General features: G+C 68.1%; 8 protein-coding genes. 3 read left to right on the forward strand and 5 right to left on the reverse strand.

Annotation, left to right across the window (positions count from 1 at the left end):
- Nucleotides 1-11: 11 nt before the first annotated feature.
- The 3 genes from QX204_RS31920 to QX204_RS31930 form a co-directional block, all read right to left on the reverse strand.
- A complete protein-coding gene (locus QX204_RS31920; protein WP_301904163.1) occupies nucleotides 12-2,846 on the reverse strand; it encodes a hypothetical protein in 2,835 nt (944 codons plus the stop codon).
- Nucleotides 2,846-4,642 carry an HSP90 family protein gene (locus QX204_RS31925; RefSeq protein ID WP_301904164.1) on the reverse strand — a complete coding sequence of 599 codons (1,797 nt, stop codon included), beginning with the start codon at nucleotides 4,640-4,642 and terminating at the stop codon, nucleotides 2,846-2,848. Before QX204_RS31925 ends, QX204_RS31920 begins: the two co-directional genes overlap by 1 nt.
- 244 nt (nucleotides 4,643-4,886) lie before the next feature.
- Nucleotides 4,887-7,676 carry an ATP-binding protein gene (locus QX204_RS31930; RefSeq protein WP_301904165.1) on the reverse strand — a complete coding sequence of 930 codons (2,790 nt, stop codon included), beginning with the start codon at nucleotides 7,674-7,676 and terminating at the stop codon, nucleotides 4,887-4,889.
- A 120-nt stretch (nucleotides 7,677-7,796) separates the two neighbouring features.
- Here QX204_RS31930 and QX204_RS31935 point away from each other — a divergent pair, with 120 nt between their 5' ends.
- Complete coding sequence (locus QX204_RS31935; protein ID WP_301904166.1) at nucleotides 7,797-8,132, forward strand: hypothetical protein; 336 nt, start codon at nucleotides 7,797-7,799, stop codon at nucleotides 8,130-8,132.
- Nucleotides 8,133-8,202: 70 nt separating this feature from the next.
- Here QX204_RS31935 and QX204_RS31940 read toward each other — a convergent pair whose 3' ends face one another.
- Both QX204_RS31940 and QX204_RS31945 read right to left on the reverse strand, forming a co-directional pair.
- Nucleotides 8,203-9,099: a hypothetical protein gene (locus QX204_RS31940; RefSeq protein WP_301904167.1), complete on the reverse strand. Its 897-nt coding sequence runs from the start codon at nucleotides 9,097-9,099 to the stop codon at nucleotides 8,203-8,205.
- Nucleotides 9,100-9,103: 4 nt separating this feature from the next.
- Nucleotides 9,104-9,979: a 3-hydroxyacyl-CoA dehydrogenase family protein gene (locus QX204_RS31945; RefSeq protein WP_357219022.1), complete on the reverse strand. Its 876-nt coding sequence runs from the start codon at nucleotides 9,977-9,979 to the stop codon at nucleotides 9,104-9,106.
- A gap of 198 nt (nucleotides 9,980-10,177) precedes the next feature.
- Here QX204_RS31945 and QX204_RS31950 point away from each other — a divergent pair, with 198 nt between their 5' ends.
- Together QX204_RS31950 and QX204_RS31955 are read left to right on the forward strand one after the other, a co-directional pair.
- The gene (locus QX204_RS31950; RefSeq protein ID WP_301904168.1) at nucleotides 10,178-11,533 is read left to right on the forward strand and encodes a DUF445 domain-containing protein; all 1,356 of its coding nucleotides are present in this window, start codon (nucleotides 10,178-10,180) and stop codon (nucleotides 11,531-11,533) included.
- Between the two features lie 105 nt (nucleotides 11,534-11,638).
- Nucleotides 11,639-12,430 carry a TIGR03084 family metal-binding protein gene (locus QX204_RS31955; RefSeq protein ID WP_301904169.1) on the forward strand — a complete coding sequence of 264 codons (792 nt, stop codon included), beginning with the start codon at nucleotides 11,639-11,641 and terminating at the stop codon, nucleotides 12,428-12,430.
- Nucleotides 12,431-12,992: the final 562 nt, after the last annotated feature.

Below are 12,992 nucleotides of genomic sequence, written 5' to 3' on the forward strand. Positions count from 1 at the left end.
GTTCCTTCGAATCAGGTGAGCTGGGCTCGGGTTTCGGCCAGTAGCTCCGACAACATCGGTCTGGCCGCGTGATCGTCGGCCAGTGCGGCGACGGCCTCGGTGAGGATCTTCTCGGCTTCGGTGGGACGGTTCAGGTCGATCAGGAGCACGGCGCGCTCGTAGTCGGCGCGGGTGGCTTGGTCGGTGGCATCGATGGCACGGAAGCCGACGGCAGCGGCCTCGGCGCGGGGGAGGGCGTCGGCGGGGAGTTCGGCGCGACGCAGGATTCGAGCGGCATTGTGGTTGTGCCGGGCCGTGTGCCAGGTGAGCAGTTCGGTGTCGGGGTGGGCGACTGCGAGCTGCGTGATCGCCGCGTCGGCGGCCCCGATGGCCGCGACCGCGGCGGCGGAGTCGCCGGTCCAGTGCAGTGACAGCGCGGCGCTGTAGCGGGAGTAGGCGACGCGGATCGGGTCGCCGTGTCGTTCGGCGGTCTCGGCGGCCAGCGCGTAGCGCTCGGCGGCCTCGGCGTCACGATCGAGCGAGTCGAGCAGATCGGCGGTCTCCACGAGCGAATAGGACTCGCCGACGAGATTGCCGGTGGCGCGGTCGAATTCGATGATCTCGTCGAGGACGGTGAGTGCTGCTTCGTCCTCGTCCAGCTCGCGATGCAGACCGACCAGCAGAAAGCGGCAGTTCCTGGCTTGCTCGTCGGCCCCCGCGCGCTCCAGCCCGGCGATGGCGTCTTCGGCCTGGTCGGCGGCGTCGAGGAATTGACCGATGGCGCGGTAGGCGACGGCCAGATCCCACTGCGCGTAGGGCACTTGCGCACTCCCCGCCGCGGTGCCGATCGCGATCGCGGTCAGCAACTCGCTGACCGCCTCCTCGTGCCTGCCCAGGTGGATGAGCAGGGCGCCGCGCCGCGCGTGTACGACAAGGCGCAAGCTGTCGGGAAGGTCGGCGTCGACCAGACTCACCGCCTCATCGATCATCGCCAGCGCCCCGGCCGCATCGCCCGCGTCGCTGAGAATTCCGGAAAGGTACTGGGCCGCATCGGCCACCCGCCACGACCGACCGGCCCGGCGATACGCCGCGACCGCCGCCTGTCCGGCCGTCGCGGCCTCGGCGGGTTCAGCGTTGTTCTGGTGCAGATACATTCGGTGCCTGGCCACATCGCCGAGCAAGCTGTCGTCGGCTTCCTCGGCGGCGTCGGCCTCGGCCCGGTCGAGCAAGCTCGGGAGCTCGGCGGCATCCTCGGTCGACAACTCGCCTCGATCGAACAGGGCGAGCAGGCCGCCGGAAAGCCGCAGCGTCGCAGTGGCTCTGACGAGCGGTTCGGGCGAACCCGCCAGGTGAGCCAGCGAATCTCGCAGCAGCCCAACAGCTTCCGTCGCGTCGCCGTGCCTACTGAGCAAGAGGCCGAGGCGGCCGAGATCGGTCTGGCGACGATCTTCCTCACCTGCTGCGGCGAAATGCTCTGCCGCCCGGCGCAATAGCGACTCGGCGCCGACCCGATCGGTCGTCTGTAAACAACCACCTGCCATCGCGGAGAGGCGTCTGCCTGCCAGGCTCGGCTCGGTCGGCTCTGGCTCGTCTGCCAACCGCTGTGCCAACGCCCGCAATTCAGCGAGGGCGTGTTGCTTATTCGCCTGCTCGGCACGTTCGATCAGTTCGACGGTGGTGAGCTGGGGGATCTCGACCGCCGCTGCTGTCGTACCCGGCTCGACCGGCACCCGGTGCGCGGTGGCCGCGGACAACGGCAGGTAGTCGACAATCGGTGTACTCGCCAGCTTCGCGTGAACCAACACGGTCTGGTGGTCGGTGCCGTTGCGAAGGTCGAAGCGGGCGGCGATGGCGAGCGCCTCGTCGGTCAGCTCCACTTGCATTGCCCGCGCGGTCGATTCGACGGCGGGACGGTCGGCGTTGGCGGGGCGGCGCAGCTCGGTGTCACCGTGCCCCTTGTCGACGAGGGTGCGCAGGAGCAGTGCCGCGGAGGAGAGGAAGGTGAGCGCGTCTTTCGGGCTCGGCGCGCGATCGAGCCAGGAGAAGTGGCGGTCGAGCAGTTCCAGACCACGCACCTGATTGCCGGACAGGGCGCAGAACTCGAGGTGGTCGCCGATCGCGGCGAGATCCTGGGGTTTGGTGCGCAGCAGCCGGTAGGAGCGACGATGCGCGCTGCGCGCCTCGTCGAGTTGGCCGGTGCGCAGGTAGGGCAGCAGCAGTTCGGTGAGGATCAGCTGCGGTTGCTCGGAACAGCCGAGTTCACCGCCGAGGACCGGGGCTGCCAGCTCCACGGCTTCGGCGTCGCGGCCCTGGCTCGCGAGCCAGGCGACACGGTTGGTCGGATCGCAGCCCTCACAGTCGGAATTCTCGTCGCGTGGTGTGGTGCACCATCTTTCGTACCATTCGGCGGCCGCGGCGAGATCGCCGATGTGTTCGGCCACCCGGTGCCTGCGACCGTAGACCGCGTTCAAACTCTGACCCTCGACCCGGTAGCGCCGTTCCATCTGATCGAGCGCCGCCAGCGCCCGATCCTTGGGCACCTCGGGGAATCTCGTCATCGCGCCCACCGCGGTCTTGAATTTCCACCGCAGCGACGGCGCCACCCACGACTCGTGGGCGCCGGGGTCGCGATCGTATTCGGCCAGGCAGCGGGCGAACGGGACGAACAACTTGGCCGGGCTCATCCCGTGGCCGTACGCGTCGATCATCGCCATCCGAACATGGAACGCGAGCTCGGTGTGCCCGCCTGCCTCCGCATGGCGCAGGACCTGTTCCAGCAGTGCGTCCTTGGCGTCGCCGTAGGGCAGGTCGTAGGCCTGGAACAGCAGCCGTTGCAGGTCGTCGGGGGTGTTGGCGGCTTCCGACATCAGAGTTCTCCCCGGGGATCGTGAACCGCCCAGTCGAGCAACCCGACGAATGACTTGTTCAGCAGCGCGGTGTCGACCGGGCGCATCGGATGCTGGCCGAGCAGCAGCGCCTGGCTGTAGAGCGCCTCGACCGCCGTCGTCACCAAGCGAGCGTCGGCAAGCCCGGTGATACGGCGTACCAACGGGTTGCGGTAGTTGAGGACCAACTGTGGACGGTCGCCCGCCTGGTCGGTATCGAAGGCGCCGAGAACATCGGCCCACAGTTCGTCGGCCACCTCACGGGTGGCGCGCAGTTCGGCGCGGTGCTGGGCATCGCGGTCGAGCAGATACAGCGCGGCCAGCGACGGTGGGTCGAAAGTGCGCAGCACGACTTCGCATTCGAGGCGGTCGAGCACGCGCTGGGCGGTGGTGAGGAAGGGACGGAGCGCGAGTTCGGTGGCCGGATCGACGAGGTCGAAATGGGTGGCCAGCTCGGCGGGATCCAAACGGAGCACCCGGATTTCGGGATCGATCGCGGGCAGGCGCTCGAGAATATCGGTGATATAGGAATAGCCGCCGTTCACCAGGCCGATGCCCGCGGCACTCGCCACCGCGGCGAGCTGACGGAACTCCTCCACCGACGGTGTGTAGCGGACGACGCCGAAGCGGCGGCGGAATTCGGCCAGCGGGATCTGGCCGGCGTTGGTCTCCACCGGCAACCAGCGGTCCACCAGGCGCAACATGTCGTCGTCGTGCAGGGCCAGCGCCTTCACGCCGAGGTCGTGAATGCGCAGGAAGCGGTGCAGCGCGGCGGGATCGGAGGTGGACAGTTCCACCAGCCAGTCCCTGATCCGGGCGCCGAGCGCTTCTCTTGTGCTCTCCAGCAGGTCGTCCTCGTAGAGGGTTTCGCGGCTCGCGGTCGGGCGCAGTTCGGTGGTGTCGACGACACAGCGGACGAAGAAGGCCCAGTCCGGCAACAGCCCGGTGACGCTCTCCGCCAGCAGCATTCGCTTCAGATACACGCGATGGCCGGCCTTGGCCGCCGGGTTCACCGGTTGCGGGAGCACGAAAGCCACACCGGTGACGCCGGATTCGGCGGCGGCGAGATCGAAGGTGGCGAACGGGGTGAACCCGAAGGTGTCCTCGGCGTAGGCGGCGAGCGCGTTCGCGCGGTCGGCGGGGGTGGGATAGGTGGCGCGCCACGGTACTTCGGGCTCAGTGATCGACTGCCCGTCGACGGTGACCTCGACGGGCAGCAAGCTACCGAACAGCCGGGCCAGCTCCACCACGGTCGACGGGGTGAGCCACTGCTCGGCGCCGCGGCGGGGCGCGAGGATCACCGTGGTGCCCGGTTCGTCGCGTTCCTGCGCGGCGGGCTCGACGCGGTAGCGGCCGTCGGCGAAACCGGTCCAGCGCACGGTCTGGCCGCCGCGGGCCGACCGGGTGAGCACCTGGGCCTCGTCGGCGACGAGGAAGCACGACAGCAGACCGATGCCGAACTGGCCGAGGAACTCGTGCCGGGCGAAGCCGAGGTCGTCACGCTTGCCGCTGCGGCCGATCGTGGCGAGGAAGGTGTGCACCTCGGCCTCGGTCAGGCCGACGCCACTGTCGTGGACGCGGATGGTGCCGTCACCGGTACTCGCGGGCGTCTCGATCCTGACCTGCGCGCGAGCGTGCGGGTCGATGGCGCGGCGGGCGGTGATGGCGTCGACCGCGTTCTGCAGCAACTCGCGGACGTAGACCCGTGGACTGCCGTACAGGTGATGACTGAGCAGGTCGACGATGCCCCGCAAGTCGACCTGAAATACCTGCTCCACCGGGGTTCCCTCCCACAACGCTGACCTTCTGCTGGGTCACTGTAACTGGATCTGCGGCGGCTGGCGCCGCAGTTCTCTGTGTCTGTTTGCGGCTGGCGCCGCGGTTCTCGGCGCTTGACTCCACCTCTTCCCTCCCTACGGGTACTCCTTCGTCGCACCCTTCGGTCAGTCCATCGGCGGAGGCGCGCCGAGAACACGGAGACTGCTGATCAGGATCAGCGCAAAGACAGCGACGGGGTTCGGGTCAGCGGGGGCCTCGAGTGATCTCGGTGCGGTTGGTGATGGCGAGTTTGGCGAGGATGTTGCGGACGTGGGTTTCCACCGTGCGTTCGGATAGGACCAGCTGAGTCGCTATTTCTCGGTTGGTCAGGCCGGTGGCGACGAGGTCGTGTACTTCGCGTTCGCGGCGGGTGAGCGGGTCGGCGGTGCGGGTGGCCGTGGCGATTTCGGCGAGCAGGGCGTCGGCGGATCGCAGGCGGTAGGGCATGTCGAGGCGGCGGAAGACGGTGGCGGCTTGTTCGGCGGCGGCGCGGGCGGCGCCGAGATCGCCGCGGACGAGGAGGGTGCGGGCCAGACCGAGGTGGCCGAGGGCGATCGCGGGGCGGGCGCCGATCTCGGTGTCCATGGCCAGGCCCTGGCGGTAGAGGTCGACCGCGGCCCCGAGGTGGCCTGCCACGCGGGCACTGTCGGCGCGGATGCGGGCGATCGAGCCGACGCAGAACAGAGCGCCGGTGCCGTCGGCGGCGTAGTGGTGTTCGCGGCCGTCGAAGGCGCGGTAGACGCGGTCGGCCGTCTCCGCGTCGTCGAGGAGTTCGGCCACGATGCCCACCGAATACAGGGTGCCGGACCAGCGCGGGCCGATCTCGAGAGTGTCGGGCAGCAGGCGGAACGGCGCAAACAGCGCGCTCGCCTCCTCGAGATCGCCCGCCAAGGCGTGCATCATCGGGGCGAACAGCTGGGCGATCGTGATCTTCGGGGCGAAGGCCAGCGAAGCCAGCGCCGCGGTGAGCTCGTCGCGGTCGATGTGTCCGACGATCACGGCGTGCATGCCGCGGAAGGCATGGTGCAGACCCGCGAGGGAGTAGTCACCGATGCCGACTGCCAGCTCGTAGGCGGCGGTGTCGAAGTCGAGGGCGGCGGGGAAGTCGCCGATCAGCGCCGCGCGCGTGGCGCGAAGGCGCAGCAGGTGCCAGCGGGCGATCGGCAGGCGGCGGCGATCGGCGAGAACCTCGATGTGGTCGAGGGCGCCGTCGAAGGCGGACAGGTCGCCGCGTTGCAGGGACGCGTCAGTTGTCCACACGTATCCCCAGAGTTGCGCGAGCGGCTGTTCGGCGTCGACCGCGATCTCGATCGCTCTTGCCGCGAGTTCCCTGCGCTCGTCGAGGAACTCGATGGCGGCGAGGGAGAGGTGGCGGGCGTGGATCGCGTCGAGGACGACATCGGGGTCGGTGGACCGTTCGGCGGCACGCATGGCCTGGTCGGAGAGTTCTCGTGCCCGGGCGCCCGCGCCTCGGTCGGCGGCGGACAGGGCACGCTGAGCGAGAATCCGGGCGATCGAGTCGGGATACTCGTCGGGGTCGAGCAGGCGTAATGCCTTGCCGCAGAGCAGGTCCAATTGCGTCATCACCGCCGGAGTGGTGACGCCCTGGACGACGAGTCCCGCTTCGGCGAGCAGGTCAGGGCGATCGGCCTGTTCGGCGAGGGCGCCCGCCTCGACACAGTGGTCGAGGCTGGTGGCGACCCAGCCCGCGGCGAACTCGTCGCGGGCCAGTTCGATCAGCAACTGCGCGCGTTCGGCATCGGGCGTGGCGGCACCCGCGGCATCTATTGCCCACTGGCCGAAACGGATTGCCTCGGCATAGGCGGCGCTCGCACGAGCCGACCGCGCCGCTCGACGTGACCAGTGGCGGGCCTGCGGCGAGTCGGTGCGGGCGCAGGCGTGGCGCCAGTGGGTCGCGATCGCGCCTGCCACTGCCGAATCCGGCCCACCGCGCGCGGCCAATGCCTCGGCCGCCGCGCGGTGGTAGGCGGCTCGCCGCGAGGGGACGAGATCGGCGTACACGGCATCGCGCACCAAGGCATGCGTGAAACCCGTTGTCTCGTCGGCGAAGCGCCGAACAATGCCGGCCGTGGTCGCCGTGTCGAGCGCCTTCGACACCTGATCATCACTGCTCGGGGCGTGCTCCACCGAGGTGTAGACCTGCGCCAGTAGCTCGGAATCGATGCGCTCGCCGAGAACACTGGCCGCACCGAGGATCTCGACCTCGGCGGGGTCGATGCGGTCGAGCCGCGCGAGGATCAGGCGGCGGATTCCGGGGACCGAGAGCAAGGGGTCGTCTCCGATATCGGTGCCGGATTCGATGACGAGGCGAACCAGCAGGGGAGTGCCGTCGGTGCGCTCGTGCACACGCTGTGCGAGATCGGGCGTGCGGCCGCGTTGTTCGAGCCAGTAGCGGACCTCGTGTTCGGAAAGTCCTGGTACCGGCAGGGATTGGAAGTGGGGCAGGCGCAGCCAATCGGGCTGGTCGGCGAGCAGGGTCTCGCCCATCGGTTCGCGAGCGGTGCCCACGATGAGCACCTTGGTGCGCGGAGTTTCCGTGGCCACGTGGGTGAGCAGGGCGAGCGAGGTGGGGTCGGACCAGTGCAGATCCTCGAGGACCAGCAGCAGCCCCGACGGCGCGGCGGCCGCGATGAGAACATCGGCGACCTCGGTGAACATGCGGAACCGCTGGGCGGCGGGCCCACCGCCCGGTTCGGTGACGGTGTCGAGGGCGGCCGCCAGTTCGGGGAGTTCGCGGGCCGCGCGACGCCACGGCCACAGCGGCGGCATCCCCGCGTCGTCGAGGGCGTTGCCGCGCACGACCCGCAAGCCCGCCTCGACCGCCAGCGTGGCGACACACTCGGCCAACCAGGATTTGCCGATCCCCGCCGGTCCGCTCACCAGCACGAACCGGCCCGCACCCGAGGCCGCGGCCACCACCGCGGCGCGCAGGCGGGCGATCTCCTCATGCCGTCCGACGGCCGGAGTCTGCACGCCTAAGTATCGCGCGCCGGCACGAGTTCAGTACTGCGAATACGTACCGGCACTGATCCGCGCGCCGCCGATCGGCGCGAGGCTAGATGTGTCCGATTCACCAGGTCAGGAGCTGAAATCATGTACGCACACCTCATTTGGTTCGACCAGCCACGCACTGCCGCCGAACTGGCCGCCGTCGACTTCGCCAATGCCCACCGCATCGAGCCTGCCGTCGCCACCGTGCCGGGCCTGCTCGACTTCTACGAACTGCGCCGCGCCGACGGTTCCGGCCTGGTGATCGGCGTCGCCGAGACCGAGCAGGCGCTGCACGCGGTGCGCGAGGCGATCCTGGCCACCGAACTGCTGCCGGGGGAGGACCCCGCTTTGCTGCCCGGCCCCGACCGGGTGGAGATCTGCCCGGTGCTCACCCATCGCGACCGCGCCGCCATCTACGCCGAGGGGGCGATGTCATGAACCTGATCGTGCTGGGTGCCCGGATGCCGGTCGGCCGGTGTGTGGGCCTGGCCGTGCAAACCGTCCTGCGCTACAGGTCGGCCAGCGTGATGCCCGTGAGCGGGCTGCCGATGCGGACCAGGTCGGTATCGACGCCGGCGCCGAGGTCTACCAGGCGGATCGTGCCGGCGAGATCGCTCACATAGAAGCGGGAATCGAAACCGGTCACGCCGATCGCTTCGTGGTAGCCGGTGGAGATGATCGTCGGGGTCCCCACCTCGGGCTGGACCTCGGCCGTGTAGAGCGCGTTGCCGTGGGGTGCGGCGCCGCGGTCGGTCCAGACGAGATCGCCGACACCGTGGAGTTCGACATCGATCGGCTCCGGCAGGTTCTCCCAGAGCAGTTCGATATCGGTGCGGGCGGCGGGATCCACGCCGGGCGGCAGGTCGAGGGGAGCGCGGAAGATCCGGCCGTCGCCGGCTTTGGCCGCGCCCTTCTGGGTCCAGTAGAGCAGGCGGCGGTCGAGGTCGAGACAGATGCCGACGCACCAGTTGCGGGCGATGTCGGCGTCGACCTCGCCCTTGCCGGTGATCACGAGGGCGTGCAGGTCGTCACCGTGCAGGTCGCAGGTGAGGACCTGCATCCCTTCGCGATCACACCAATACAGCCGTCCCGCTTCGAAATCGGCGGTGAGTTGCTTGCCGGTGGTGAAGGCGCCGATCGGAACGATCGTGGTGCGGTTGCCGCCGTCGAGGTCGACCCGCTCGATGGAACCGTTGCGGGAGAAGAACTCCGGCTCGACACCGCGCTCGGGTCGCGCGTCCGGTGTACCCATATTGGTCCAATAGATATGCCCACGCAGTTTGTCGACGACAACACCGTCAGGAAACCGATCGAGGCCGTCGACCACGGTGCGCACCTGTTTACCGTCGAGCGAAATAGCGTGCATCGCCCCGGCTTTGAGATCCAACGCCACTATTTCGGTCATCGACTCAGCTCTGCTTCGGCTTCGGGTAATCGTCGTAGAAACCCGCACCGGTTTTCACGCCGAGTTTGCCCGCGTCGACATATTTCTTCAGCAGCTCGACCGGCCCCTTCGGCAGATTCGGATTCTCCTGCTCGTAGTGCTGCTCGATATCGAGCACCACATCCAGACCCACCTGGTCCATCATCCGGAACGGACCCGCCTTCGTGCCGAAGTTGCGCGAGAACATCTCGTCGACGTCGTGCGGCGTCGAGACACCCTCGTAGACCACCTCGAGCGACTCGCGCTTGATGGCGGCCCAGATCCGGTTGAAGATGAAGCCGGTCGACTCCTTGTGCACCAGGAACGGGTGCACGCCGTATTCCGGAAAGGTCTCCAGGACGAAGTCGAGAATGTCCTCGGACGTCTTTCCGTCCGACATCACGTCGAGCACCGTCGACTGCGGCGGCATGTAGAAGTGGGTGTTGAGCATGCGGTCGTTGGTCTTCAAGCCCTCGGTGAACAGCCGGCTCGCGTACGACGACGAGTTCGAGGCGACGATCGCATCGGCATCGGCATCGGTGTCGAGCTGGGCGAAGACCTTCTTCTTCAGATCGAGGTTCTCCGGCACGGCCTCGACCACCAGCCACGCGCCCTTCACGCCGATGGCCTGATCCGGCACGTACTCGGCGGTGCCCGGCTTGCCGTCGGGCACGGTGGCGGCCACCTCGGGCAGCTGCTTCTCCACGAAGGCCACGGCCGCGTTGCCGACCTCGCCGTCGGGATCGATGATGCGGACCTCGCCGCCCCTGGTGGCGAACATCAGGGCGATCCGTCTACCCAGCGTGCCACCGCCGATCACAGCGACCGGACGCGCGAAATGATTCTTCGGAACAATGCTCACAGCGACTCCCTTTGCACAGGCGACGGGGATGAACTCGGTGACGCATACGACAGCCTTGCCAGCCTAGCGCCGACGGCCGATCACCAGGCTGACAGACGCACCCGCTTGCGTGACACCCCGTCGCCACCGGGCAGAATGTGGTTGCCTTATCCTCACGTTCTTCACGTATTTCGCGCGTCAGCACTAGGGGGCTCTTCGATGACCACACTGGCCTCCGGACTGTTCATCGATTGGGAAGAGCTGACGGGGCAGTCGAAGTTCGTCGTCGAGCTGATCAGTTTTCCGATCTTCAGCGCGCTCGCGGGCTGGCTCACCAACTGGACCGGCGTGCTGATGCTGTTCTGGCCGCTGTACTTCAAAGGCTTCCGGGTCCCGCTGCTGCACGTGCTCTATCCCTACCTACCCCGGCGCGTGCAGGTGTTGCCCACGTTCTCCGGTGACGGGCGCCAGCTCGGCTTCCAGGGCTTCATCCCGGCACGCGCGGAGAAGATGGCGAGCATCTGCGTGGACTCGGCGCTGTTGCGGATCGGTAGCCCGCGCGACTTCATCCACGAACTCGACCTCGACGGGATCGGCGACTATCTCGCCGAACGGGCGCGCGATCAGGTGCAGCCGATCGTCGACGAGATCATGAACCGGGAGAACCCCGACCTGTGGCGATCGTTGCCACGACCGGTGAAACAGGCCATCTACCAGCGGATCGACCGCCAGTTGCCCGCGCTGTGCCGACGCGCGTTCGAGACTCTCGGCGACAACATCGACCAGCTGCTCGACGTGAAGAACTTCGTGATCCGGTATCTGGAGAAGAACCCGGCCATCCTCAAGGACCTGACCACCACCATCGCCGCGCCCGAGCTCAAGTTCATGGCGCGGATCGGTCTGCTCGGAGCGCCGTTCGGCCTGATCCTGGCGCTGTACCTGCACGTGCACTCGAAGATCCCCTACTTCGGCGCGATCCCGGCCTGGGCGATCGTGCTGTTCGCCTCGGCCATGATCGGCGTGACGGTGAACGTGATCGCGATCAAGATGGTGTTCGAACCCGGCGATCCGCAGCCGCGCTACAAGTACCTGTGGCGTCAGGCGCTGCTGGCCAAGCGCCAGCCCCAGGCCGCCACCGACCTCGCGCACATCCTGGCCTACCAGGTGCTGACCGTGGAGAACCTGTCGGTCGAGCTCTTGGAAGGGCCGAACGGGGACAAGACCCGCCAGCTCATCGAACGGGTGGTCTCGGAGGAGATCCACCGGCAGCTCGGGGCGACCGCGTTCGTGGTGCGCGCCGCGCTCGGTAAGAAGCAGTTCGAGAATCTGGCGATCTCCGGCGCCGGTGCCGGGGTGCTCTCGGCGCGCACGATGATCGAGGACGAACAGTTCGTGCTGGAACAGGCGAAGAAGATCGACGACTTCGCGGCGCGCAAGCTGCGGACTCTGACGCCCGGCGAGTTCATGGAGATGTTCTACGCGTCGGTCGAACAGGACGCGTGGTTGCTGTATCTGCACGGTGGGGCGCTCGGCATCGGTGTCGGCGCCCTCCACCTCGTGACCTTCGGTTGGTAGTTCCAATAACAAGCACGCGTGCTTGCATTTTTTGACGGTCGCTGCGACTCTTGGTGACGACGGCGCACCGCTACCGGGTCGCGCCATGATCGGCAAGGGAACTCCATGGCTGACCTCGCAGCGCTGCTCGACGATTTCGCCGCCGAATGCGCGGATCTGGAAAACCTGGTCGCACCACTGACCCCCGAGCAGTGGAAGACGCCGACGCCGGCGCCACGCTGGGACATCGCCACCCAGATCGCCCATCTGACCTGGACCGACGAGGTGTCGGTACTCGCCGCGACCGACGCCGAGGCCTTCACCGCGTTCCTCACCGAGGCCGCGTCGCGAGCATTCACCCTCGTCGACGAAGGCGCCGAGGAAATCGCGCAGACCCCACCCGCCGAGCTGTTGGTCCGCTGGCGCGCGGGCCGCGAGCAACTCGTCGCCGCACTGGCCGCCGTGCCCCCCGGCACCAAACTGCCGTGGTTCGGCCCGCCGATGAGCGCCGCGTCGATGATCTCGGCCCGCATCATGGAAACCTGGGCCCACGGCCAGGACGTCGCCGACGCCCTCGAGGTAACCCGAGTCCCCACGGCCCGCCTGCGCACCGTCGCCCACATCAGCGTGCGCGCCAGGAACTACGCCTACCTGGTCAACGGCGAATCCGGCCCCGCCGAAGAATTTCGCGTAGAACTCACCGCCCCCGACGGCACCCCCTGGACCTGGGGCCCCGAAGACGCCCCCCAACGCGTCACCGGCCCCGCCCTCGACTTCTGCCTGGTGGCAACCCAACGCCGCCACCGCGAAGACACCGCCCTGATCACCGAAGGCCCCGACGCCGACCACTGGCTAGGCATCGCCCAAGCCTTCGCAGGCCCCCCCGGCCCAGGCCGCGAAGCAGGCCAGTTCGCCTGACACCCCAAACCACACCGCACACCCCAACAACCGCCGCGCCGACACCCACCCACAACACCGTCCACCCCAGACCGCCATGACCGCACTCCCAGCCCCCACCCGCGACCCCTGGGGAGCGGCGGCCACGAAGTGGCCGGTCCGCGGCCGGGTCGCCGGTTAGACGCCGTTGCGTACGCGACGAAGGAGCAAGCAACGGCGTCTAACCGGCGGCCCCTCGGGGCCGCGGACCCGCGCGCGCCAGCGCGCCAATAAACACAGGCGAGCGCCAGTCCCTGAGCGCCATTCGTGCCGACTGCCCCGGACTTCATTGGCCGGGGGTGACCACCGTGGCAGTCGTGAATGACGCTCGCCTGCTTCCATCAGATACCCGCTACGCGGTGTGAGAAACACTTGCCCAGACGAAAACCCGCCCCCACTAGGAGTGATACGCCTACGTTTCGGATGTGGCTCTGATCTCACTGCGGCGGGGCGGTTACTGTGCGACCCAGCACGTAACGTGGAATCAGCACGTGGCTTTCAACGATGCGGGCCCGTTCAGCTCGGGTATACCCACAGCCACAGG

The sequence above is a fragment of the Nocardia sp. PE-7 genome (genome assembly GCF_030486425.1).
In the GTDB taxonomy this organism is placed as follows: domain Bacteria; phylum Actinomycetota; class Actinomycetes; order Mycobacteriales; family Mycobacteriaceae; genus Nocardia; species Nocardia salmonicida_A.

What these genes read in the sequence shown, in the direction of transcription:
- QX204_RS31935 (WP_301904166.1), top strand. Translation starts at nt 7,797, where the DNA reads ATGTACGCACACCTCATTTGGTTCGACCAGCCACGCACTGCCGCCGAA.
- QX204_RS31920 (WP_301904163.1), bottom strand. Translation starts at nt 2,846, where the DNA reads ATGTCGGAAGCCGCCAACACCCCCGACGACCTGCAACGGCTGCTGTTC.
- QX204_RS31955 (WP_301904169.1), top strand. Translation starts at nt 11,639, where the DNA reads ATGGCTGACCTCGCAGCGCTGCTCGACGATTTCGCCGCCGAATGCGCG.
- QX204_RS31940 (WP_301904167.1), bottom strand. Translation starts at nt 9,099, where the DNA reads ATGACCGAAATAGTGGCGTTGGATCTCAAAGCCGGGGCGATGCACGCT.
- QX204_RS31950 (WP_301904168.1), top strand. Translation starts at nt 10,178, where the DNA reads ATGACCACACTGGCCTCCGGACTGTTCATCGATTGGGAAGAGCTGACG.